This window comes from Sporolactobacillus vineae DSM 21990 = SL153 (genome assembly GCF_000377985.1).
In the GTDB taxonomy this organism is placed as follows: Bacteria; Bacillota; Bacilli; order Bacillales; family Sporolactobacillaceae; genus Sporolactobacillus; species Sporolactobacillus vineae.
Genome location: NZ_KB899042.1, coordinates 197,550 through 221,155 on the forward strand (window position 1 = coordinate 197,550; position 23,606 = coordinate 221,155).

General features: G+C 48.4%; 23 protein-coding genes and 1 other annotated feature. Of the genes, 8 read left to right on the forward strand and 15 right to left on the reverse strand.

Features of this window, described 5'->3' with window-relative positions; genetic code table 11:
* Positions 1–231: 231 nt before the first annotated feature.
* The gene (locus D889_RS0101030) at positions 232–1,020 is read right to left on the reverse strand and encodes a Cof-type HAD-IIB family hydrolase (RefSeq protein ID WP_010631069.1); all 789 of its coding nucleotides are present in this window, start codon (positions 1,018–1,020) and stop codon (positions 232–234) included.
* Positions 1,021–1,238: 218 nt separating this feature from the next.
* Here D889_RS0101030 and D889_RS0101035 point away from each other — a divergent pair, with 218 nt between their 5' ends.
* Together D889_RS0101035 and rnjA are read left to right on the forward strand one after the other, a co-directional pair.
* The gene (locus D889_RS0101035) at positions 1,239–1,448 is read left to right on the forward strand and encodes a DNA-dependent RNA polymerase subunit epsilon (RefSeq protein WP_010631070.1); all 210 of its coding nucleotides are present in this window, start codon (positions 1,239–1,241) and stop codon (positions 1,446–1,448) included.
* Between the two features lie 4 nt (positions 1,449–1,452).
* Complete coding sequence (rnjA, locus tag D889_RS0101040) at positions 1,453–3,159, forward strand: ribonuclease J1 (protein WP_010631071.1); 1,707 nt, start codon at positions 1,453–1,455, stop codon at positions 3,157–3,159.
* A gap of 98 nt (positions 3,160–3,257) precedes the next feature.
* On the opposite strand, the gene D889_RS0101045 is transcribed toward rnjA, so the two are convergent.
* From D889_RS0101045 to dapD, 4 genes are all read right to left on the reverse strand, one after another.
* The gene (locus D889_RS0101045) at positions 3,258–4,286 is read right to left on the reverse strand and encodes a cytochrome d ubiquinol oxidase subunit II (RefSeq protein WP_010631072.1); all 1,029 of its coding nucleotides are present in this window, start codon (positions 4,284–4,286) and stop codon (positions 3,258–3,260) included.
* 244 nt (positions 4,287–4,530) lie between these two features.
* Positions 4,531–5,079, reverse strand: a complete 549-nt coding sequence (locus D889_RS0101055) for a peroxiredoxin (protein WP_010631073.1) — start codon at positions 5,077–5,079, stop codon at positions 4,531–4,533.
* A gap of 343 nt (positions 5,080–5,422) precedes the next feature.
* A complete protein-coding gene (locus D889_RS0101065; RefSeq protein ID WP_010631074.1) occupies positions 5,423–6,535 on the reverse strand; it encodes an N-acetyldiaminopimelate deacetylase in 1,113 nt (370 codons plus the stop codon).
* Between the two features lie 48 nt (positions 6,536–6,583).
* Positions 6,584–7,294 carry a 2,3,4,5-tetrahydropyridine-2,6-dicarboxylate N-acetyltransferase gene (gene dapD, locus D889_RS0101070; RefSeq protein WP_010631075.1) on the reverse strand — a complete coding sequence of 237 codons (711 nt, stop codon included), beginning with the start codon at positions 7,292–7,294 and terminating at the stop codon, positions 6,584–6,586.
* Between the two features lie 202 nt (positions 7,295–7,496).
* Between dapD and D889_RS14800 the strand changes: the two genes are divergently transcribed.
* Positions 7,497–7,703 (forward strand): aspartyl-phosphate phosphatase Spo0E family protein, encoded by a 207-nt coding sequence (locus tag D889_RS14800; protein ID WP_238537558.1) that lies wholly within the window; start codon positions 7,497–7,499, stop codon positions 7,701–7,703.
* A gap of 157 nt (positions 7,704–7,860) precedes the next feature.
* On the opposite strand, the gene D889_RS0101080 is transcribed toward D889_RS14800, so the two are convergent.
* A complete protein-coding gene (locus D889_RS0101080; RefSeq protein ID WP_010631077.1) occupies positions 7,861–8,868 on the reverse strand; it encodes an inorganic phosphate transporter in 1,008 nt (335 codons plus the stop codon).
* A gap of 54 nt (positions 8,869–8,922) precedes the next feature.
* Positions 8,923–9,543, reverse strand: coding sequence for a DUF47 domain-containing protein (locus D889_RS0101085; RefSeq protein WP_010631078.1), 621 nt, complete (start codon positions 9,541–9,543; stop codon positions 8,923–8,925).
* Positions 9,544–9,836: 293 nt separating this feature from the next.
* Between D889_RS0101085 and D889_RS0101095 the strand changes: the two genes are divergently transcribed.
* Together D889_RS0101095 and D889_RS0101100 are read left to right on the forward strand one after the other, a co-directional pair.
* Entirely contained in the window at positions 9,837–11,096 is a 1,260-nt protein-coding gene (locus D889_RS0101095; RefSeq protein ID WP_010631079.1) for an MFS transporter, read from the forward strand.
* Between the two features lie 57 nt (positions 11,097–11,153).
* On the forward strand, positions 11,154–11,756 hold the full coding sequence (locus D889_RS0101100; protein WP_010631080.1) for a TetR/AcrR family transcriptional regulator: 603 nt from the start codon (positions 11,154–11,156) through the stop codon (positions 11,754–11,756).
* Positions 11,757–11,821: 65 nt separating this feature from the next.
* On the opposite strand, the gene yfkAB is transcribed toward D889_RS0101100, so the two are convergent.
* The 4 genes from yfkAB to D889_RS0101115 all read right to left on the reverse strand — a co-directional run bounded on the left by yfkAB (position 11,822) and on the right by D889_RS0101115 (position 15,139).
* Positions 11,822–12,955, reverse strand: coding sequence for a radical SAM/CxCxxxxC motif protein YfkAB (gene yfkAB / locus D889_RS0101105; RefSeq protein WP_010631081.1), 1,134 nt, complete (start codon positions 12,953–12,955; stop codon positions 11,822–11,824).
* Between the two features lie 120 nt (positions 12,956–13,075).
* Complete coding sequence (locus D889_RS0101110; RefSeq protein ID WP_010631082.1) at positions 13,076–13,342, reverse strand: hypothetical protein; 267 nt, start codon at positions 13,340–13,342, stop codon at positions 13,076–13,078.
* Positions 13,343–13,560: 218 nt separating this feature from the next.
* Positions 13,561–13,620, reverse strand: coding sequence for a YjcZ family sporulation protein (locus D889_RS15940; RefSeq protein WP_100489602.1), 60 nt, complete (start codon positions 13,618–13,620; stop codon positions 13,561–13,563).
* A gap of 250 nt (positions 13,621–13,870) precedes the next feature.
* Positions 13,871–15,139, reverse strand: a complete 1,269-nt coding sequence (locus D889_RS0101115; RefSeq protein WP_010631083.1) for a C40 family peptidase — start codon at positions 15,137–15,139, stop codon at positions 13,871–13,873.
* 313 nt (positions 15,140–15,452) lie between these two features.
* Here D889_RS0101115 and D889_RS0101120 point away from each other — a divergent pair, with 313 nt between their 5' ends.
* Positions 15,453–15,956, forward strand: a complete 504-nt coding sequence (locus tag D889_RS0101120; RefSeq protein ID WP_010631084.1) for a hypothetical protein — start codon at positions 15,453–15,455, stop codon at positions 15,954–15,956.
* Between the two features lie 40 nt (positions 15,957–15,996).
* Here D889_RS0101120 and fumC read toward each other — a convergent pair whose 3' ends face one another.
* Entirely contained in the window at positions 15,997–17,385 is a 1,389-nt protein-coding gene (fumC, locus tag D889_RS0101125; RefSeq protein ID WP_010631085.1) for a class II fumarate hydratase, read from the reverse strand.
* Positions 17,386–17,560: 175 nt separating this feature from the next.
* On the opposite strand from fumC, the gene D889_RS0101130 reads away from it, so the two are divergent.
* A complete protein-coding gene (locus D889_RS0101130; RefSeq protein WP_026039018.1) occupies positions 17,561–18,265 on the forward strand; it encodes a metallophosphoesterase family protein in 705 nt (234 codons plus the stop codon).
* A 69-nt stretch (positions 18,266–18,334) separates the two neighbouring features.
* On the opposite strand, the gene D889_RS0101135 is transcribed toward D889_RS0101130, so the two are convergent.
* On the reverse strand, positions 18,335–18,568 hold the full coding sequence (locus D889_RS0101135; protein WP_010631087.1) for a YtxH domain-containing protein: 234 nt from the start codon (positions 18,566–18,568) through the stop codon (positions 18,335–18,337).
* Positions 18,569–18,761: 193 nt separating this feature from the next.
* Positions 18,762–20,012, reverse strand: a complete 1,251-nt coding sequence (tyrS, locus tag D889_RS0101140) for a tyrosine--tRNA ligase (RefSeq protein WP_010631088.1) — start codon at positions 20,010–20,012, stop codon at positions 18,762–18,764.
* A 204-nt stretch (positions 20,013–20,216) separates the two neighbouring features.
* Positions 20,217–20,432 (reverse strand) — a binding site (T-box leader).
* Positions 20,433–20,609: 177 nt separating this feature from the next.
* Here tyrS and def point away from each other — a divergent pair.
* On the forward strand, positions 20,610–21,167 hold the full coding sequence (gene def / locus D889_RS0101150) for a peptide deformylase (RefSeq protein ID WP_010631089.1): 558 nt from the start codon (positions 20,610–20,612) through the stop codon (positions 21,165–21,167).
* A gap of 154 nt (positions 21,168–21,321) precedes the next feature.
* On the opposite strand, the gene D889_RS0101155 is transcribed toward def, so the two are convergent.
* Positions 21,322–23,517: an ATP-dependent Clp protease ATP-binding subunit gene (locus tag D889_RS0101155; RefSeq protein WP_010631090.1), complete on the reverse strand. Its 2,196-nt coding sequence runs from the start codon at positions 23,515–23,517 to the stop codon at positions 21,322–21,324.
* Between the last annotated feature and the right edge of the window lie 89 nt (positions 23,518–23,606).

Here is a 23,606-nt window from a genome sequence, read left to right on the forward strand (position 1 = left end):
GTTTCCCCTTGCCGGTCAGGATCCGGGACAATAAGTGTTTTTTTGTCTGGGTACTGTGACGTGCTCCTCTATTTCTTTATCCACGCCCAAATTCAGTGTATAATAACGCAATTCATGAAGTCAATCGGAAGGGTCTGATAATGTTAACGCTTTCATTTATTTTTAAGAAAGCGGCCTGATACATACACCAGAACCGCTGCAACATTGTCAATTCGCCCGGCCGAGATCAGGTCAGATCAGGCCCAGGTCTTTCAAACCATAATAGATGCCGTCGCGATCTGCTGTACGGGTCACGCGGTCTGCCGCATTTCTGGCGCGTTCCACCGCATTTCCCATAGCAACACCCGTCCCGACATACCGCAGCATTTCAACATCATTATTCCCATCGCCGAAGGCACAGGCAGCTTCAGCCGGCAGATCCATTTCCGCCAGCAGTCTTTTGATGCCCATGGCTTTTGAACCGTGCTGCGGGATCACGTCGACAGCATAGGGATGCCAGCGGACATAACGAAGTTCATTCAGCGGTGCCTGTTTCAGATAATCCGTCGGGTCTTTTTCCGAATAAAACAGCATCCCCTGATAAATTTCATGGTGCTTATAATACTGGTCGTCCCTCTCCGGAAAAGGCACATCCAGTTTCAGACTGGCGATGCTTGCTTTAATGTGCGGATCCAGCGTACCGTCAATTTTCATGGCCTTTTCATCCAGAAAGGCTACACGCTGGTCTTTCTCCGACGCCTGTCTCTCCAGCTGGCCGAGCACTTCTTCCGGTATTGGATTCCGGTAGATCGGCTCGTCCTGATCGACGACATAAGAGCCGTTGAAACTGACATAGGAATGAATCTTGAGCATTTCTCTCAGTTCACTGAACATGAATGGTGACCGTCCGGTGGCGATCGCCGTAATAATGCCCTTCTCCTGAAGTTTTGTGATCGCTTCAACTGCGGAATCCGGAACTTTCTTGTTCTGATTGAACAGCGTATTATCAATGTCAAAGAAGACAATCTTGATTCCTGTCACAGTTTTTCCTCCCCTGTCAAAACTCATACTGTTTCATTATAACAGTCATCCGCTTCTTTGCGCACGACCCCGTGCATGATTTGTTGCAACGCGCAGACACTAGGAAGACAGCCGCAACGCGGTGCGTGTCTTTTCCGCTTCCCGGCAGCGAAACAATGAAAAACCTCACCGTTTCATATATAATGGTTAGTAGAATCTTTTTGAGGGGAGTAAAAGGAATGGTATTCAAAGTACTGTATCAAAAAACACTGGATGAAGTGCCGATCCGGGAAAACACCGAGACCCTGTATCTTGAAGCGGCCGATATTCGCGATGTCCGAAAAAAACTGGCAGACACGCCCTATAATGTCGAGTTTATCCAGCCGGTAACAGGAAAGTTTCTGGAGTATGAAAAGAAGTCGGCCGGATTCAAATTGGAGAAGATATAAACATATGAAATTTGTCAAAAATAATCAAGTCGCTGTTTATTCACTCGGCGGTCTCGGCGAAATCGGAAAAAATACCTATGCCGTCCAGTTTCAGGACGAAATCATCGTTATCGATGCAGGGATAAAATTCCCCGAAGACGACCTGCCCGGTATCGACTATGTGATACCCGATTACAGTTATCTGGTGAGAAATGCGGATAAAGTCAAGGGATTGTTTATTACCCACGGTCACGAGGATCATATCGGCGGCGTTCCCTATTTGCTTAAGGCACTGAATGTTCCGATCTATGCCGGTGACCTGGCCGCTGCACTGATTCGCAACAAACTGGAGGAACATAACCTGCTTCGCCAGACCGTCATTCATGAGATTACTGAAGATGATGTGATTAAATTTCAGAAAATGTCAGTCAGTTTCTTCAGAACGACACACAGTATTCCGGATTCTTACGGAATCGTCGTGAAAACCCCTCAGGGCAATATTGTTGAGACCGGGGACTTTAAATTCGACTTCACGCCCGTCGGCGGTCAGATAGCGAATTTAACAAAAATGGCCGATATCGGTAAGGAAGGCGTGCTTTGCCTGATGTCCGACAGTACCAATGCGGAAATTCCCGGGTTCACAATGACGGAAAGAGAAGTCGGTGAAAACATCAAGGATATTTTCCGCAAAGTACAGCACCGGATCATCTTTGCGACTTTTGCGTCGAATATCCACCGGCTTCAGCAAGTGGTCGATGCAGCTATTGAAACAGGGCGGAAAATCGCCGTGTTTGGCCGCAGCATGGAGGCATCAATCACGATTGGTCAGGATCTGGGCTACATTGATGCACCAGAGGATACGTTTGTCGACCATATGGTGATTAACCATCTGCCTGATAATCAGGTCGTGATTTTGTGTACCGGCAGTCAGGGTGAACCAATGGCAGCTCTGTCACGCATTGCCAATGGCACGCACCGACAGATTCAGGTACAGCCCGGCGACACCGTCATCTTTTCATCCTCGCCGATACCGGGGAATAAAGTCAGCATCAACCGGACAATTAATCAGCTTTACCGTGCCGGTGCAGAAGTTATTCACGGGAAACTGAGCAATATTCACACATCGGGGCACGGCGGTCAGGAGGAAGAAAAGCTGATGCTGCGTCTGCTGAAGCCGAAGTTCTTCATGCCGATTCACGGTGAATACCGTATGCTTAAAAAGCATGTCGAAACGGCACACGCCTGTGGTATCCCTTACGACCACTCTCATATTATGAGTATTGGCGATGTGCTCGCTCTGGATCGTGATCATGCCAAAGTTACCGGACGGATTCCCTCAGGTTCTGTGTATATCGATGGAAACGGTATCGGCGATATCGGCAATATTGTCCTTCGCGACCGGCGGACCCTCTCAGAAGAAGGGCTGGTCATCGTCGTTGTCAGCATCGATCTCAATGCACATAAAGTACTGGCCGGACCGGATATTATCTCACGCGGATTCGTCTATATGCGCGAATCCGGCGATTTGATCAATGAAGCGCAGAAACTGGTCTCCTCGCTCCTGCAGAGGCTCATGACGCAGGAGACGCTTCAGTGGTCGGACGTGAAAAATGAGATCAATGATGTTCTTACCCCCTATCTTTATGAAAAGACGCGGCGTAAGCCGATGGTGCTGCCGATTATCATGCAGGTCAACGAAAAGTCAGGACGGCGGCTCCCGGCGGGTAACTGACACAAAATCAATAATAAAAACAGCGCACCCGATGTTTGCCATGACGGCAGTGCATCGGGTGTTTTTCTGTACTTATCGAATGACATTGGCGAAAAGACTCATTCTTTCGAATTAAATTTGCGAAAGGCTTCATTCTTTCTGATTTGTTTTGCTTTGATTCTCAGATAGAACAGGACGAGCGTAAAAGACAGGCCCATCACGATCAGGAGCAGCCAGAAGTTTCCGGCAAGCCGGCTGGCTTCAGCAGAGATCCGAATGGAAGGATACATGATGTAAGGCAGGTGAGACAATGTATAACCGAGCAGTGCAAAGAAATACTGTGCCATCACAAGCCCGAACGAAAGGAAATACCAGCGTTTCAGAAAGATAAATAAAACCGCAAGAAAGAGACAGACCAGTGAAAGCAGGAACAGCCAGGAATAGTCCAGAACACGCATAAAGTGAACCGGATTCTGTTTCTCCAGGCCGATAAAGACAAAGACACTCGCCATAACCGTCGGCATACTCCAGAAAATGGCGTGCATTCTCATGTTGGCGCTTAATGTCTCATCCCTGGAAGTATGGGCAAACAAGGTCAGGTACATCGCGCTGATATAAAAGATACTGATGACCGCAATGACCATCACCGACCAGAAATAAACATTTGTGATCAGACCGGCGGCGAACGCTTCTGGCGATCCTGCACCCGCACCGCTGAATCCGCCCTCACTGATGACCATTGAAATCCCAAGCACCGGAGGAATCAGGACGCCGATGATTCCGTTTCCCGCGAGACAAATCTGGTGACCGCGCGATTTATTCGGAAACCACTCAAGAAGTGAAAAAAAGGTGCCCTTGACCAAAATCAGGATAATGGCAAGAATCCCGGCATACGCCAGCTGTGTCTGATTATTGAGAAACAAATCAGGAGAGAAGGTAATAACCAGAGCAAATAATAAAACGAAACAAAAGTTCGTTATTTCAGATACAGGTGAAAGGTACGGATACAGCGTATCATACTCAGAGTCCCTCCGGATGACACACTTCCCATAAAAAAGATAATAGCTGGCACCGTATTCAATCGCCGACAGAATCAGATAACTATAGATAATCACCCAGAGAATCATCATCATCAGAACATGCGCCAACAGATTTCATCTCCCAAAAGGTCCGTGCACGAAGCAGCTGAAAATGAAAAAATGCCTGGTTCAGACGGCACCGGCTGAATCCGGAAAATCTAAAAAAGCTCCGGCAACTTTCATTCTAACAGAAAAGAGGCCGGCAACAAACAATCAGTCTGACATGTCTCCTGGTGTGAAAATAAAATGAGCAGCATCCGTCAGGAGCCACTCATTTGAAAAACATCTATTCTTAAGGATAAAAGATTCAGGATCAGACGTGCAGCGTTTCATCACCCGGCTGCCAGTTAGCCGGGCACATGCCGCCTGTCTGAAGTGCCTGAAGCACACGCAGTGTTTCATCAACGGAGCGTCCAATATTGTTATCGTTGACAACTGAATAACGGAGATCTCCTTCAGGGCTGACGATGAACAGACCGCGAAGAGCGACCCCTTCTTCCTCAATCAGTACACCATACTTCTCAGCTGCTTCATGTGTATGATCGGCTGCGAGACGGAAATTAATCTTGCCGATGCCGCCTTCCCTGCGAGATGTCTTCATCCACGCCTGGTGCGTATAAATGGTATCGCATGAACAGCCGATAATATCTGTATTTAATGCCTTGAATTCATCATAACGGTCGCTGAAAGCGGTGATCTCAGTCGGGCATACAAATGTGAAATCCATCGGATAGAAGAAAAAAATCGTCCATTTTCCAGCCTTGATATTCTCTTCCAGGTTTGCCTTGCCGAATGAGCCATCAGCATTGACACAATCAAGATTGAAAAGCGGTGCTTTAGCACTAACAAGACGTTCTGCCATCTTTGAAAAACCTCCTGAATTGTTTGAAGTACCTCATGCTCCCATGAGGGCATAGACTTATTATAAAGCCTGTTTTATTTTTAGTCAAACTTAAATGATAATTAATTTAAACTAATTAGAAGGGTTCATTTTAAACATGTAGACATCAGTGGTAGCGCGATAAGCAATTATCAGTTAAAAAGATTATTATCATGTGGTTGATTTCCTGCCACGTCTGTAATCACTATCTGCTCACCGGATATCATAACATTTTCTGGCAGCAATTGCTTCTATACCGACTTTTCTCCGTACATCAGAAAATCTCCGCTTTTGCAGATGACCAGTTAACGCTCATGCAGGGAAATCAGCGAATCCCGTGAATCAGAAATTCAGAAGCCACACGAACACCCTGTGCCAGGGCGGATTCGTCGGGTTTAAAATCCGCGGAATGCAGACCGGATGTCCTTCCTACACCCAGCCAGAACATGAAACCTGGTATTTCCTTCAGAAAATAGCCGAAGTCTTCCCCGGTCATCGCGTCTCCGCAGATGACATAAGGAAACTTATTTTCTTTGAGGAAGGAAATAAACGGCGCCACATTCTCCTTCCGGTTATAAACCTCATAGTAGTTTGCTCCATAATCGATGGCTGCTGTGCAATGATAAGCCGTTTCGGCGGCTTTCACATGCCGCTCGATATCATCCTTAATCAATGCCATCGTTTCCTGATCCAGTGTCCGGATCGTGCCTTCCACACGGGCATGTTCAGCAATAATATTCTGCTTTGTGCCCCCGCTCATCTTACCGATCGTCAGTACAGCCGAATTAAGCGGACTGACACGTCTGGAAACAATACTTTGAATGCCGGTGACAAAACTGCAGGCGGCGACGATCGCGTCATGGGTCAGATGCGGATACGCTGCGTGGCCGCCCTTCCCGGTAAAATCAATAAATAGTTCCGATGTATTGGCGAACAGGATGCCTTCTTTCGTGGCAATCGTGCCTGCCGGGAACTCCGGAGAAACATGCAGTGCAAAAATAAAATCCGGTTTCCATTCTTTAAAACTGTCGCTCGCCATCATCGGAATCGCACCACCCGGCCCTTCTTCTGCCGGCTGAAAGAGGAAGACCACATTATCCCTGATCGGATGAGCGGCAATCTTCTCCAGAACGCCCAGTGCTACAGTCATATGGAAATCGTGGCCGCAGGCGTGCATTTTCCCCGGATGTTCAGAGGCAAAAGAATAGCCTGTTTTTTCCTCGACAGGCAGCGCATCAATATCCGTCCGGTAGCCAATTGTTTTTGTCGGGCTGACCCCATCCACCCGAACAAAGAGTCCCGTTTTCCATTTTCTGATCTGAAGATGTTCCTGAGGCATCTTCTTGATCTGTCTGAGCAGAAAGTCCTGTGTCTCGAACTCCTGAAACCCCGTTTCCGGGATCCGGTGCAGTGCCCTCCTGATTTCTCGATAATCCATCAATTTGTCCCCTCTGATTCCTTCATAGTGTCAATGCATCCGGTTCTGTCAGATCTGCCGCAGCGCCTGCATGATCTCCGTCTTCGACCGTGTCTTGTCGTCGATTGTTTTAATCACTCTTGCCGGGGCACCGACTACAACGGTGTTTGCCGGTACATCCTGAGTCACAATAGCGCCGGCAGCGACAACAGCGCCTTTCCCGACACGGACGCCCTCAAGAACCACGGCATTCGCACCGACCAGCACATTGTCTTCAATGACTACCGGCTTCGCAGACGGCGGTTCAACAACACCGGCGAGAACGGCTCCCGCACCAATATGACAGTTTTTACCGACAGTTGCGCGCCCGCCCAGTACCGCATTCATATCAATCATCGTGCCTTCACCGATGACCGCGCCGATATTGATGACTGCGCCCATCATGATGACCGCATTGGCGCCAATTTCAACCTTTTCACGGATCAGTGCACCAGGCTCAATCCGGGCGCCGATCTTTTTCAAATCCAGAAGCGGGACAGCTGAATTCCGGCTGTTGTTCTCCACAACATAGTCGTCAATCTTATCTTTGTTTTCGCGAATGACGGGTTCAAGATTGCTCCAGTCGCCGAATACAACGCCCGAACTCCCGTTAATAAACACGTGTGCTTCCTTTCCAAAATCAACAGCGTCAAGTTCTCCTTTTATGTAAACCTTCACAGGCGTCTTCTTGCGGCTGTTCTGTAAAAATGAGATGATTTCATGCGCATCCATTTGCTCCATGACCGGTCCTCCTAAAAGTTTATATCAAAAATATCTTACCGAACTTTTAATGAAAAGTCTATTCAGGCTGAGCGCGGCAACAGCTGTATCGTTTAATAATCCATCATTCACAGGTCTTTTGTACGATTCGGTGACATGTTGATTTTGTTATAGAGTTTAAAAATGAGACATGCTATAATAAATCTATGCTAATTGGGAGCAGGTGGACAAGAACCAAATGTACGGTCTGTCGTCACAGAATCAACCTGGTATTAAAGCGTTGATCCATTCAGAGAAAATTGAAGCAAAACGGCAACAACTCTTTTACGTCGCGAGTATCTATGGAATGTCCGCCGAAGAAACGTTACGGTGCAGCCGCGAACTGGACAGAATGATTATCAGGGTCCAGACCGACAGCCTCGCCATCTGACAAAGAAAAGAACGCGTCACATCAAGCGAATCACAGCCCTTTCAATGACAATTAATCGACAGGGGACAGCCGCTGAAACGGCTGTCCCCTGATTTGTATCCTATGTAAATGGTCAAATATTGCCGATGAGGATGGTCAAATCAGAATAGAGCCGCCATCACAGAATCAGTTGCAGTACTTTAAGAATAAAGAAAGCAACAAGCGCCGTAATCGGCAGCGTGATGATCCAGGTGATGACAATATTCCGTGCGACACCCCAGTTTACCCCCTTGACACGTTCAGCCGATCCGACACCAAGGATCGATGAGGTGATCACATGGGTCGTGCTGACCGGAAAATGCAAGAACGTAAATCCGAAAATGATCGCTGCTGAAGACATATCCGCAGCGGCTCCATTGATCGGTTCAATTTTCATGATCTTACTGCCCACAGTCCGGATAATCCGCCATCCGCCGAGCGATGTGCCCATCGCCATTGCGAAACCGGAAGTGATCCTGACCCACATTGGGATTTCCACAACGTCAAGATAATGCGATGCAACCAGGGCCATTGTGATGATGCCCATCGTTTTTTGCGCATCGTTCGTTCCATGTGCAAACGACTGCAGTGCTGCCGTAAAAACCTGGAACAGACGAAAACGCCGGTTCGTTTTCACCAGTGAAAAATTATGAAAAATAAGTGTCAGTAATTTCATGATGATAAAACCGACAGTAATTGCTGCAATCGGCGAGATAATCAAAGCCTCGAATATTTCGATAAATCCACGATAATTAATGGCGCCGAACCCCAGCGCAGAAATTCCGGCACCGGCCAGCGATCCGATAATGGCATGTGAGGAACTGCTCGGGATACCGACGAGCCAGGCAAGCAAATCCCAGAGTACGGATGAAATCAGGGCTGCCATAACAATGGTAAGGCCTAATGTCGCGTCATGTATAGTGAAAGGATCGATGACGCCTTTACTGATCGTCTGAGCCACACCGGTGAAAGTCAGGGCACCGAGGAAATTCATCGACCCGGCCAGGATAATAGCTGCCTGCGGGCGAAGCGCACGGGTTGAAACCGAAGTTGCGATTGTGTTTGCGGTATCATGAAAGCCATTCATAAAGTCGAACAAAAACGCAAAAAGCACAATCAGGAGGATAAGCACAAACAAACTTCCCATGAATAAAATATCCCTTCTGAATCAAGATCAGAGAAACCCGATAATCAATGACGATCAGGCATTTCTCATAATAATGGTTTCCAGTGTATCCGCAACGTCTTCACAGCTGTCAGCCACGCTCTCGAGCATCTCGTACAGTTCCTTATACTTGATGATTTTGATCGCGTCCTTCTCACTTTTGAAAAGGTTGGTAATGCACTTAACCAGAAGATCGTCGCATTCCGTCTCATAGTCGTTAATCTTAATCACATTATTCCGGATATTCGCGAGCTTTTTCTTACTCAGCATCGTAATCGCCTCATCAATTTCTTTCGTCGAGGCATTCAGATAGCCGACAAACTGCACCATATATTCATCCGCATGGGTCAGTCCATAAATTTCAAGCCGCATCGACCACTCTTCAAAGCCGTCCAGTACGTCGTCCATTTTCATCGCAAGTTCGAGAATATCTTCTCGTTGAAGCGGCGTCACAAAGGTTTTGTTCAGGGCGATAATCAATTCATGAACATAGGAGTCGCCCTTTCGTTCATAACTCTTCATCTTTTTCGAGAACTCGTGGAGGTCTGTTTCGTTTTTGATTTTTGTCTCAACAAAAAAACGTGCAGCCTCTTCGAGATTCCCCGAAATCATCGAAAGCATATTCAAAAACTTGTCGTTTTTGGACAAAAAATGCACAAAAGTCCACTCCTCTGTAACAAAATAGGCATCATATCCATTCCTGTTCCGGTGATAAGCGGTCGAATCTGATCGACATTTGCGTCCGGCGGGAATCCATGTTTCATTTTAACAGACGTTGATAGATTTACAATCAATTTTGGTTTTCTTTACAATTCCTTAACAATGTCCCCGGTTTTTCTCTGCTGCCGTTCCCGATAAAAATAGAAATAAGATGAATCGCATTGAAAATGACACAGGTGTCGATTATAATAACGACATTGATGTCATTATTATTCGGGAGGTGGATCATCATGTCCGTTAATTTCTGGAAGTTGCTCTCCGGACGTATCTTAAGTAATATTGGTGATTGTTTCTATAATGTTTCTCTGATCTGGCTGATCTATCACTTAACCGGAAATACCTTTTATACAGGCCTGACCGGATTCCTCGTATTGGCTCCGATGATCCTGCAGTTTCTCGTCGGTCCGCTGATTGAAAAATTCAATAAGAAGCTTCTCCTGATCGCTACGGAGGCAGGACAATTGGTTACAGTCCTGGCCGCTTTTGTCCTTTATGAGACGGTTTGGCATCATGTCGGCGCCCTGATTTTTCTGACGCCTGTCGTCGCCTTTCTCACTCTGTTCAGTAATCCGGCGGAGATGACGCTGATTCCGCAGTTTGTCGATAAAAACAAACTGGCAGCGGCAAACTCGCTGATGAATGTGACCTACCAGACGCTGCAGATTGTCTTCACCAGCCTTGTCGGCGTCCTTCTTATCTTCATCAGTCCTCTGTTTCTTTACATTTTTTCCGTACTCTTTAATGCCGGAAGCGCCCTCTGCTTCTCTTTGATTCGCTTGCGTTCGAATAAAACACCGGTAACAGAACAAGCGGATTCGGCAGCAGGACTGGTCTCAGGATTCAAAAATTATCGCCGATCCCTGGCAGAAGGTTTTCAGACTGTAAGTCAGACATTTATTGGCCGCCTTCTCCCTGCAACCGTCGTCGCAAATCTTGTTCTCGGCACGCTGACTGCCGTTCTCCCTGCTTATGCCTCGTCAAGAGGCGGCAGTCAGTGGTTCGGTTTCTTTCAGTCGGCAGAGACAGCCGGATTGCTCGCCGGTGCGGCGATGGCTCCGATCATGAAAAATATCCCTCTGGGTCGAATGACTATATTTGGATTCACGGTCAGCGGTCTCGCCTGGCTGGTTTCTTTTTTCTCGGCAAACAATGCCTTGTCCGTCTTACTTTACGCATTCAGCTTCGTCCCGATCGGTGTGACCAACATTCTTTTTGTTTCCGCCATACAGCGTGCCGTTCCTCAGCAGAAACTGGCTCAGATCTACACGATCATCGTCAGCATCGGTGCCGGCATGACACCGGTCGGTTCACTCGCCGGGGGTGAACTGGCGCGGATATGGTCCTTAACACCTGTCTTTATCAGCATCGGTGTCACTTTCCTGTTCGTCTCCGCATATTGGTTCGGCGACGCCTTGCTTCGGAAAATGCCGCCGGCCGAACAGCTGGGAACAGGAAACTATACCATCACTTTGGATCGGCCGGAAAAGTAATTTTCACGATTATGCCTTTTGTCCGGCATGTTATACTGCATTTATGAGGTGAATCCGATGCCGAAAGTCTCTATTGAACATGTGATCCGGCGCAGGCAGCAGATACTCACCGCTGCAAAGCGTGTTTTCTGCCGGAAGGGTTTCGAACCGGCAACCATGCAGGATGTCGTGGAAGAAACCGGCATGAGTCGCGGCGGTGTCTATCAATATTTTTCCAGTACGGATCAAATGATGCGCGCCCTGCTCGAACAAAACGCTGATGAATTCAGCCATCATCTCGATGCAAGCTTGAGTGCTCAGGCGCACATCTGGGATATTTTTCAGGATTATCTGATCAGTCTCGAAGATGAAGCGAACGATCCTTTTTCCCTGGTTGCCTATGAATATTTTGTCTCCGGATGGAGAGCCAGAGAACGGACAGATTACTTAAGGACGCGCTATGAAAAAGGCCAGGCACTGTTCCTTCGTCTTTTTAATGAAGGTGTCCGCCGCGGTGAATTCAAACCGAGACAGCCCGTTTCGGCCATTAATCAGTTTTTCATGAATGTAAATGACGGTATTGCACTCGAGGCCGCTTTGCTCGGAAAAGAAACGGTCAATGTTCATGGCCAGGTCGAAGCATTGCGCCTGTATCTGCGCCATGCTCTCGGCCTTGATTGAACTCAATCTGCAAAAAAAATGGACCCGTTATCTGTAATCAGGAAACGGTGTCCGTTTTTTCCTTTTCAACTGAGTGCAATCCGGGCCTTCCGCTTTGTGAAATCTGTATCCCGATAATAGGTGTTCTTCACCAGAATATTCGGTCCGAGACATTTCACCGCCGGACAATGACAGTTCAGTGACCGGGCAAGCGGCGATTTCATCCAGTTCTCGTAGGCGTCCTCAAGACGCGTTGTTTTCACATTGCCAAGCGCCGGCGTGTCGCCGAAATCCGTCACAATAATATTTCCGTTAAAAATATTGATGTTCAGACGCGAACGTCCGTCCGGATCATTGCGAACGGTCACATTCTTCGCGTGGTAGAGCCGCTCCAGAAGCGCAAGATCCTTTTCGCTTTTATTGCACGGATAAAAGGGCAGTGTCCCGAAAAGCATCCAGACATGCTCATCATGAATGTCGAGAAGGCGATCAATGCCTGCACGGATTTCATCCAGAGAGGCAACCTGGAGGCTGCTGGCAAAGTCGCTCGGATACATCGGATGGATTTCGTGCCGCCTGCACCCCATGGCCACTACTTGCTCGTGAATTTGCTCCAGATGCGGCAGCGTTCGTTTATTGATCATCGTCTCTGCCGACACAAACACACCGCGCGCAGAGAGCTGTTTCGCATTCTCGATCATCTGCTGATAAAAGCGTTGCTGGATGCGTATCCCCGGCTTCTTCTGCATGACGGCGAATCCGATTTCTGAATAGTCCTGAAAGCTCCCGTAATTAAAAGAAATATGAAGGACATCCAGGTAAGGAAGAATCGGTTCATATCTGGCGAGATCCAGCGTCAGGTTTGAATTGATCTGGGTCCTGAGTCCCCGCTCATGGGCGTATTTCAGAATCGGCACCACGTACTCACGCACCGATTTGAGCGACAGCATCGGCTCTCCTCCGGTGATGCTGAGTGCATGAAGATGCTTTGCCTCGTCAAGACGTTTGATCAATAGATCGACCGGCAGCGCGTCCGGATCGCGCTGCTGCAGTGTGTAGCCGACCGCGCAATGTTCACAGCGCATATTGCATAATGTCGTGGTCGTCAGTTCAATATTCGTCAATTCAAGATGGCCGTACGTTTGTATGTCCTGATAAGCTTCCCATGGATCATTGGCGGCACTGATCGGTTTCTGGCCAATGGATTCCCTGATATTCATTTATCCCGATCCCTTCTTTGTGATAAGCACTTGTTAAATATATCACAGTTCGGGAAAGTTCTGGATAAAAAATGTGCGATAAATCACAAATTCTATAGTTCGCCCACAGTTCGTTCCTATCTACGCAGTCATCACACCTGAGAAGTGTTTGGAAATATACGCTTTGGTCTCACTGATCCCGCTGCCCTCAATCACGATCAGACATTCATCATTATGATTAAACAGAATAAACGAAAGCAGCTCAGACAGTCGGTGAATTTTATGTGCTTCTGTTTGTCCATAAATATAGATGTTCTGATCCCACTGGGTGCAATAATCATAAAAGTCGATGAACAGATTCAGTTTCAGTTTCGCCGGGTTAATCTTGAAGGAGACCATGTTTCGCATAATGCCTGCACTTCCTTTCGTGTGATTGATGTACCTCTATTGTCACACATTTCAGGTAAATGCTGAACGGGGTTATTTTGTCGATACAGCACTAGTTTGGCAGAACAATCACGGAGCTCTGAATGTGCCAATATGATCGTGCAAAAAACCGGCTCCTGATCGATCGGGAGCCGGTATGAATTTTTGTGTGCTTTTAAGATCTGTTCCATTTCATGAATTCAGAAGAACAGACCGACAATGACGAGGAGAATAAACATCACAACGATGAGAATAAACAATCCAGTATCCTCCCTCTACTTTTCCATAGTTTATGCGAATTGAAGGGACAAAGAGAGGGACACCGGCACAGGCAGCAGAAAAAAGTTGTGCCAATACATCGGTTATTTTTCTTGAGACGCTTGCTGACTGCAGGAGTCGCACCCGTGATCAGTCGTTCCGGCAGAAATCACAAAGAGCCGGAAATGCGGTAAACAAAAGATCCGCGTTTCCGGCTCCTGATCAATCAGCCAGATGACTATAAATTTTTTATCAGTTCAGAACCCGCCGTACGACACCGCGGAAGTGAGAACTCCAGTACGGATTGCTCATGCTGACAACGGCAACACCCGTACTGCTCTGGGAACCGATGAAGCGGCCGCCGCCGAGATAAATCCCGACATGTCCGTTCGTCTTATAGGTGTCGAAAAAGACGAGATCTCCCGGTTTTGCCTGACTGTAGCTGACCGCTCTGCCTGTACTGACCAGGGCAGATGTCGACCGGCCGACGCTGATGCCATTAGCCGCAAAGGCGGCGTTGACGAATCCCGAGCAGTCGAATTGTCCGGTTGACGGACTTGATGCGCCAAATACATAGGTTGATCTGCCGATATAGCGATTTCCATAGCCGGTAATCCCTGAAACACCGCCTGAAGCCGCCGAAGCAGATAGGTTAAATGAAGAAGCGGATGGTTTCGACGCTGCGGACGGGGCAGATTTTGCGGATGAGGCCGCGGATGAAGAAGATGATGCTGATGAAGATCCGGAATTATTTCCGGCACTTTCAGCCTGAGTTTTATTCTGGAATGGGGAATAGGATGTCTGGCTCACACTTTGCTGTGCCTGCTGAAGATCAGCTGCTGCTCCGGCCAGTGTCACCAGTCTTGCAGACAGATCTGACTGTTTGGATGCCAGGGCAGATGATGCGATCTTCTTTTGCTCCTGAAGTGTCTGAACCTGTGCCAGGTTCTTTTTAAGGCTTTCCAGCCTGGCAACATTTACTGCCTGTTTCTTGACAACCGTCTTACGTTTCGCATCGACCGCCAGTTTGTCGTTCTTCTGTGCGGTGATAATGCGCTGATCCTGGCTGGTAATCTCAAATATAGCCTTTGTCCGGTCAAGGAAGTCTCCGAAGTCCCTGGATCCAAGCAGAACATCCAGATAATTCACCGAGCCGCCATTCTTATAAACAGAAACGAGTCGTTCTTTAAGGAGAGCCTTTCGCTTATCGATCCGTTTCTGTATCGTTCCGATTTCATCCTTCAAAGCAGCAATCCGGTCACTATTGCGGTTAAATGCAATTTGTCCCTTACTGATCTCGGCAGTCAGCGCCAGTTGCTTCTTTTCGATTTTTGCCAGATCATCCTTCAGCTGCTTCTGCTGCTTGCTAAGCTGAGCCTTCTGCGACTGAGTGGCATATTTATCCTTATTGATCGAGTGAATAGATTGTTTTGCGTATGTAACAGATGGCAGTACCGAAGTATATGTAAGACTTACGGTTAGGGCTAAAGCGACGGTCGCATTTTTCTTATTTAATTTCATAGCCTGTGGTTGTCCTCCCCTAGACGGTTGTTCTTTATCTTTATCTGTCATGATTTTCATTATTCTGTTTGTTCTTTCTGACATTTTTATTATAGCATCAGCACTTTTTAACAGATATTAAGCTTATATTTCTCAGTGAAACATAACTGTAACAATAACTGACAAAGTCCGTGTCGAACAATGCTCAGTTTGTAATGTTATTGTAACCTTTTGTCATCCATGAAAAAGTTGACTGATTTTACCAGGTTAATGCGGGTTCTTGGACAAATTATTGTTTTCGTATGAATAATAAAAAGCAAAAGGAGGTGAGCGAATGATCCTTATTTCCGGTTCCCTTCTGCTTTTCATCATTTTATTGAACCAGCTGCGGGAGAAACCGCTCACCGGCCGACTGTATCGTCAGCCGCTGGCACTGCTTTTATATATTGCCTGTGCGCTCTCCTTCGCGCCTGCCGTAACGCCTTCCGACTGGCTGGCAATGGCCCTTGCTCTGGCCCTTTCTTTCTCGTTCGGGATGCTTCAGGGACGCTTCACACCGTTGATACAACATGATGGGGCATGGTATCTGTCCGGATCGATCATGGCCGTACTCGTCTGGCTGCTGTCCGTTCCGGTCCGGGCAGCTTTCAAAAAGATTGCTGTGTCCTGGTTTTCTCTGACGCCGACGGTGACTCATGCATCCGATTTTATCTTCTACCTGCTGTTCATTGCCGGATTTTTGCTCGGCCGCTATCTGATGGTCTTTATTCGCTATCCCGGCCTTGTCGTAAAAACCGGACAAAACGAACAGCGTCTGAGAAGACAGCGAAGTCATTAAAAAAAGCTCTGAAGAAGTCATCTTCAGAGCGATCATCCGATTATTTTGCCGGTCCGGTCATTTTCTCCGGACGGACATACTGATCAAATTGTTCCGCAGTCAGTATTTTAAGTTTCACTGCCGCTTCCTTCAAACTCAGTCCTTCCTTAAATGCTGTCTTTGAAATCTTGGCAGCCTGTTCGTAACCGATATACGGATTCAGCGCAGTAACGAGCATCAGGGAGTGATGCAGGTTCTCATTGATCTTCTCACGTACCGGTTTGATACCGGCGGCACAGTGCTGGTCAAATGATTTCATCACATCGGCCAGAAGACGCGCAGACTGGAGGAAATTATAACCGATCACCGGTTTGAAGACATTCAGCTCGAAATTCCCCTGACTGGCGGCGAAGCCGATCGCTGCATCGTTGCCCATGACCTGAACCGCAACCATGGTTACGGCTTCACACTGTGTCGGGTTGACTTTGCCGGGCATGATCGAGCTCCCCGGTTCATTCGCCGGAATGGTCAGTTCGCCGATACCGCAGCGCGGACCGCTCGCCAGCCAGCGGACATCATTGGCGATTTTCATCAGGTCGGCTGCCAGTGCTTTCAGCGCACCGTGCACCGTCACGATCTGATCGTGGCTCGTCAGTGCCTGGAATTTATTTGGTGAAGAGATGAATTTTTTTCCGGTTATTTCACTGATCTTTTCCGCTGCCTGCCTGCCGAAATCCGGATGAGCATTCAGCCCGGTACCTACCGCTGTACCGCCGATCGCCAGATCTCTTAAGTAGTTGCTGCTGCTGCGGATCATTGCTTCTGATCGGTCGAGCATATAAGCCCATCCGCTGATCTCCTGGCCAAGCGTCAGCGGTGTTGCATCCTGAAGGTGGGTCCGGCCGATTTTTACGATGTCCCTGAACGCTTCGGACTTCTGTTCCAGCGTCTGCTGAAGGTGCCGGAGTGCCGGAAGCACCTCATCTTCCACCGCGGTCAGTGCGGCAATATGGAGGGCTGTCGGGAAAGTGTCATTAGAGCTTTGTGACTTGTTGACGTCATCATTGGGGTGAACATGCAGATCAGATCCTTTTTCCTTGAGAATCTGATTGGCACGGCTGGCAATGACCTCATTCATATTCATATTGGATTGCGTGCCGCTGCCCGTCTGCCAGACAACCAGAGGAAATTCGTCATCCCATTTACCCGATAGGACCTCGTCGGCCGACCTGCTGATCGCTGAAGCTTTATCCTCATCCAGTTTGCCGAGTTCCCTGTTGGCCAGTGCCGCTCCTTTTTTCAGGACGGCAAATGCCCGGATCAGTCCGATCGGCATACGTTCCCAGCCGATCTGAAAATTGTTCCTGCTCCGCTCGGTCTGCGCCGCCCACAAACGATCGGCCGGAACCTTAACCTCCCCCATCGTATCGTGCTCAATCCGAAATGCCATCACGCTCATCCCTTCCCTGATTATTCATGTCTGCTGCATTTGATGTATTCGTTTTCACCGATTTAATAGTAACACAATCGGCCGGCCATCGTTGAACCATTGAAAGATCAGTATTGCATCTTCATATTTTTTCTGTCTATTATAGAACAGGAAGGTGGGCGATTTCTTGCAGTCAATCAGACGTTTACTCGTGATCGGTGATATACACGGTCAGATTCACCAATTCAATGAGCTGCTCGATAAAATCGAGTTTGATGAAACGAAGGATCTTCTGTTCCTGATCGGCGATTATGTCGACCGCGGCGAAAATCCTAAAGCTGTTATTGCAAAGGTCAGAGAGCTGGAAAGAAAAGGAGCCATTGTGCTCAAGGGCAACCATGAATCGATGATGGAAAAAGCCTTGTCCGGCAAGGAACCGACGGCTGTGTCCCACTGGGCTGCGAACGGCGGCGCTCAGACCCTCCAGAGTTACGGTCTTGATATTCGGACCGTCTATCGTCAGATCTGTGACGGTCAGCTGACGCTCCCGGACGATTTGCTGAACGATCTGGACTGGATTGCTCATCTGAACATCTACGCACAGACCCAACATTATATTTTCGTTCATGCCGGTGTTGATCCCGACCGTAATCTTGAAGATACGGATGAAGAAACATTGCTCTGGATCCGGGATCCCTTCTTTAATGGCTATCACGGAGAAAAGACTGTGATCTTCGGACACACGCCGACAATGAATTTTCAGCCGTCCTGTGATGTCTTTTTCGGAAAAAATAACATTATCGGAATCGACGGCGGCTGTGTCTTCGGCGGACAGCTCAACTGTCTTGAACTCCCCTCACAAGCCGCTTATTCTGTAAAAACGAACAGCTCTCCGGACTAAAGACCGTCTCTTGGTCTTCCGGAGAGCTGTTTTCTTCTGTTCAAGCACTGCAAAAACGTAACGACAGGATCAGCTATAGGGCTCCTGATCTTTGTTCGCAATGGTTGAAGCAGCTTCTTTAACCTTGTCCACGCCGTCCGTGACAAGCTTCTTAAGATGCAAATCGTTTCTTACTTCTTCACCGGTTTTCGGGGCGAATAACAATGCCAGCGCGGCCCCGATCAATCCTCCGATGACACCGCCGAGAAAAATATCCTTCGCGTTGGTGCAATCACAAGCCTGTTCCTTCTTTTCTGCACTCATCCTGCAAACCTCCCCGAATCGTCGCAATGATTTCAGACTGCTGATGTCAGACAATCTTCAGCCGGAGCAAAAACCGTTGATCCATTCCGGCTTGATTAACTCAAGTATACCAATATCAGACGGTGTCGTCTAATCATCACTTTTTGTCGGAGCATAGCGGGATTGGCCGAAAAAGCGGCATTGCCTGCAACAGTTAATACTTGATCAATGTATACTTCTTCTTCCCTCTGCGGATGATCGTGTACTGGCCTTCGATCCGGTCGTTCGCGTTCAACACGGTATCCAGTTCTGTCCGCCGCGACCCGTTTACATAGATGGCCCCGTTTCCGATATCTTCCCGCGCCTGCCGTTTCGAAGAGGTGACGCCGGCCGCGACAAGAAGATCAACGAGCCGGACAGCATCTTTTGAACCTGCCTTGTAGGTCGGAAAACTGCGGAATCCCTGACGGATTTCGGCGGCAGTCAGTTTGGAAACGTCGCCGCTGAACAGGGCATCCGTAATTTCTTCCGCTTCTTCCAGCGCTTTTTCGCCGTGAACCAGGCGTGTCATCTCTTTGGCCAGTGTTTTCTGCGCTTTTCGTTCTTCCGGATGCGCCTTTACCTCTGCAGCCAGTGCTTCGATCTGGTCTTTGGTCAGGAAGGTAAAGTATTTCAGATAGTTGACCACGTCATCGTCTGATGCGTTGAACCAGAATTGATACCATTCATAGGGGGTCGTTTTCTCCGGATCCAGCCAGATGGCGCCGCCCATTGATTTCCCGAATTTTGTCCCGTCACTCTTGGTGATCAGCGGGAATGTCAGCCCAAAGGCGGGTTCTTCATGTCCTTTCTTGCGGATCAGCTCCAGACCGGCCGTGATGTTGCCCCACTGATCGCTGCCGCCGATTTCCAGGCGACAGCCTTCCTTCTCATACAGATTCAGATAATCAAACGACTGAAGCAACATGTAGGCGAATTCTGTAAAAGAGATCCCGGCTTCCATTCGTGTCTGAACAGATTCCTTCGAAAGCATATAGTTCAGCGGAAAATGTTTCCCGACGTCCCGCAAGAATGAGATTGCCGATAACTTGCTCAGCCATTCACTATTATTCAGATATGTGGCCTTGCCGTGATCAAAATCAAGGAACCGGCCGAGCTGATTTTTCAGACTTTCCGCATAACCGTCGACAACTTCCTTCGTATTGAGCTGACGCTCGGTGGACCGGCCGCTCGGATCGCCGATCATACCGGTGCCGCCGCCCACCAGCGCAATCGGATGATGCCCGGCCCGCTGCAGGCGCATCATGATCACAATAATCAGCAGATTTCCGGCATGCAGGCTGTTTGCCGTCGGGTCGAACCCGCAATAAAATGTCATCGGCTTCTTCAGTGCTTTCCTGAGCCCTTCCTCATCGGTCACCTGATTGAGCAGGCCCCGGTATTTCAGATCATCCAGAATATCCATAACGCTCACCCTTCTGTTTTAATCTAAAGGCTCTGTTTAACCTGACTGTTGTTTTCCGCTGCAGGTGCTCGCTGTGGGGCTTACTTTGCTCGCTTTTCCCTCAGAAGTCCCGCGCCTTCCGCGCCAAGTGATGGAGTGGCAAAAACCAGCACAATTTTTAAACAGAGCTTACATGAAAAAAAAGCAAAATAAAAAGCCCTCCGAAAAAGGAGCGCTTCATGCACGGTACCATCCTTCTGACCGGCACTAAAATCCGGCCACTTCATTGCGCTAACGGCTGAATCAACCGTCTCTCGCTACTGATTTTCACGAAAGCGACTCAGAGGTGTAATTCACGATACAGTCCGTTCCCGGCTCTCACCACCCGCCGGTTCTCTGAAAAAATCAGACTGACGTTACTGATCTCGTCATTGTCTTTACTTTTCTATTTGATGATGTTCATCTGAATAGTGTTATTTTGTCACGATTGCCCCCCTCTGTCAAATCCTGTTTCTCATAAATTCAGCGCCCCGAACCAACATAATAAACAGACACGTGACTTAATGCTATACTGTTACTATAAATATTCAGTTCATTATTTAAGGAGTGGCAATGGCGTTGATTACAATGGATAATATCATCCGTGAGGGCAATCCGATCCTGCGGCAAGTCGCCGAAAAGGTAGCTCTGCCCGCAACGGAGGAAGAAAAGAATACATTGCGGGACATGCTTGAATTTCTGAAAAACAGTCAGGATGAAGCACTGGCAAAAAAATATCATCTGCGTGCCGGTATTGGACTCGCGGCCCCGCAGCTGGCGATCAGTAAAAGGATGATTGCGATCTATCTGGATGATTCGGACGGCAAGCATTACGAATATATGCTCTTCAATCCGGAAATCGTCAGTGAATCGGTCGAAAATATTTACCTGGAAGGCGGAGAAGGCTGCCTCTCCGTCGATCGTGAAGTGCCCGGCTTCGTACCGCGTCATGCACGGATTAAGGTCAAAGCCTTCGATCCGGACGGCAAGCCGGTTAAGCTGAGACTGAAAGGCTATCCGGCGATCGCCGTGCAGCATGAAATCGATCATCTGAATGGAATCCTGTTCTTCGACCGGATAAATAAGGACGACCCCTTTAAAATCCCGGATCATGTGGCCGAGCATAACGAACTTTAAAGGCAGCTCGAAACACTTTTTTAAACCATCCTTCACCGATCATTTTCAGAAATTGACCGTCCATAGTGATGGCTCTTTTTTTTAAACCACAGAAAAACAGGACAGGCTCTCTTTTTCTACTGAGCGCCTGCCCTGTTTTTGCTATCCAAATAGTTTATTCGGCGGTAACAGTGATTTTACCGTCTTTCTCATCGACATTCATGGTCTTCGCCTTATCGTTATCCAAAAGCAGATCCGAGATCCGGTCTTCTACCTGCTCTTCAAGAACCCGGCGGAGCGGCCGCGCACCAAATTCCGGATTGTATCCCAGTTCCGCCAGTTTCTTCTTCGCGGCATCGGTGACAGTCAGTTTCAATCCCTGTTTTTCCGCAGATTCATCAATGTCGCCCAGCATCAGTCCGACGATCGAAACCAAATCCTCTTTCGTCAGTGAGTTGAATTTCACGATGGCATCGAAACGGTTCAGGAATTCCGGCTGGAAGTAGTTTTCCAGCTGTTTGATCATATCATCATGAGCGTTTCGGGCACCGAATCCGACGGTTGACGACCGATTTGTGATGCCGGCGTTGCTGGTCATGATGATCACCGTATCTTTGAAGCTGACCGTCCGGCCCTGGCTGTCCGTCAGACGCCCGTCATCCAGAATCTGCAGGAAAATGTGCATGACATCCGGATGCGCTTTTTCAATTTCGTCCAGCAGAATGATGCTGTATGGTTTGCGACGGACTTTCTCAGTCAGCTGTCCTGCTTCTTCATGGCCGACATAGCCCGGAGGTGCTCCGATCAGTTTAGACACTGAGTGTTTCTCCATGTACTCACTCATATCAAGACGGATCATCGCTTCCCGGTCACCGAACATCTCTTCTGCCAGCCGTTTTGCAAGTTCTGTCTTCCCGACACCGGTTGGTCCGACGAACAGGAAGGAACCGATCGGACGGGTCGATTTTCTGAAGCCGGTGCGGTTGCGCCGGATTGCCCTGGCGACTTTCTCAACGGCTTCTTTCTGTCCGATGACTTTCGCATTCAGACGATCGGCCAGATTGCGCATCTTATTCTGCTCATCACTCTGCAGTCTGCGGACCGGAATACCGGTGCGTGTTTCCACGATTTGCTGGATCAGTTCCGGAGTAACCACAGCATCTTTTCTGGAAACCGGCGGTTCGGAACCGTTCGCTTTAATCTTTTCAAGTTGTTCCAGCTGCTTCTGGTAAGCATGTTCCTGGTCGCGAAGATGTGCCGCCTGCTCGAATTGTTCGTTCTTCGTAGCCTGAGCTTTGGCTGCTGAAATCTCTTCAATTTTTCTCTTGACACTTTCCGTATCGACCGGAGTCAGGTTCAGGTTGACTTTCGACCCTGCTTCATCCATCAGGTCGATGGCTTTGTCAGGCAGGTAACGGTCCTGAATATAACGTGCCGACAGAGCAACGCAAGCTTTAATCGCATCATCGGAATACGAGACGTGATGATATTTCTCATACTTGGACTGGATCCCTTTCAGAATCTGTATCGTCTGTTCCTGAGTCGGTTCATTGACCATGATCGGCTGGAAGCGCCGTTCAAGCGCTGCATCCTTTTCAATCTTGCGGTATTCCTGAAGCGTCGTTGCGCCCATAACCTGAATCTCGCCGCGGGCCAGTGCCGGTTTCAGAATGTTACCGGCATCCATTGAGCCGCCTTCTGCCGATCCGGCTCCGACAAGCAGATGAATTTCATCAATAAAGATAATGACATTTTTACGTTTTTCCAGTTCTGCCATCATTTGTTTCATCCGCTGCTCGAACTGGCCGCGAATTCCTGTGCCTGCTACAAGAGATGACACATCGATCAGGTAAATTTCTTTATTCGCCAGTTTTGCCGGTACTTTACCTTCAACGATTTTCAATGCCAGGCCTTCGGCAATCGCCGTCTTGCCGACACCAGGTTCACCGATCAGTACCGGGTTGTTTTTATTTCTGCGATTCAACGTTTCAATGACCAGCTGAACTTCACGGTCACGGCCGATCACCGGATCAATCTTTCCTTTTCTTGCTTCATCGGTCAGGTTCCGTCCGAGCGAATCCAGCAAGCCGCTGCGTCTGCCGCCTCTCCCGCCGGCAGGCTGACCCTGCATCCCGTTGAACGACATTCCGTTCTCCTGGGCTTTATTTGCTTTATCCGCAAAGGACGGCTGCATAAAGCTTCTGAACAGATCGTCAAATGGTGACCCGCTCTGGAAGAATTGTGACATATTCAGGCCGTTTCTCATCTTCGCATAGCATTCCTGACAAAGATGGAGGTGTTTCTGCTGACCGTTAATGATCACATTCATCTCCACCGTTGCCGGGTTGACTTTGCATTCATCACATAACATAAAGTATGCCTCCTTCAGGCTTTACTTGTCTGCATATGGCCGGAGGACTGATCCATCTGACCATCTTTGACCTTATGCTCTTATTATAG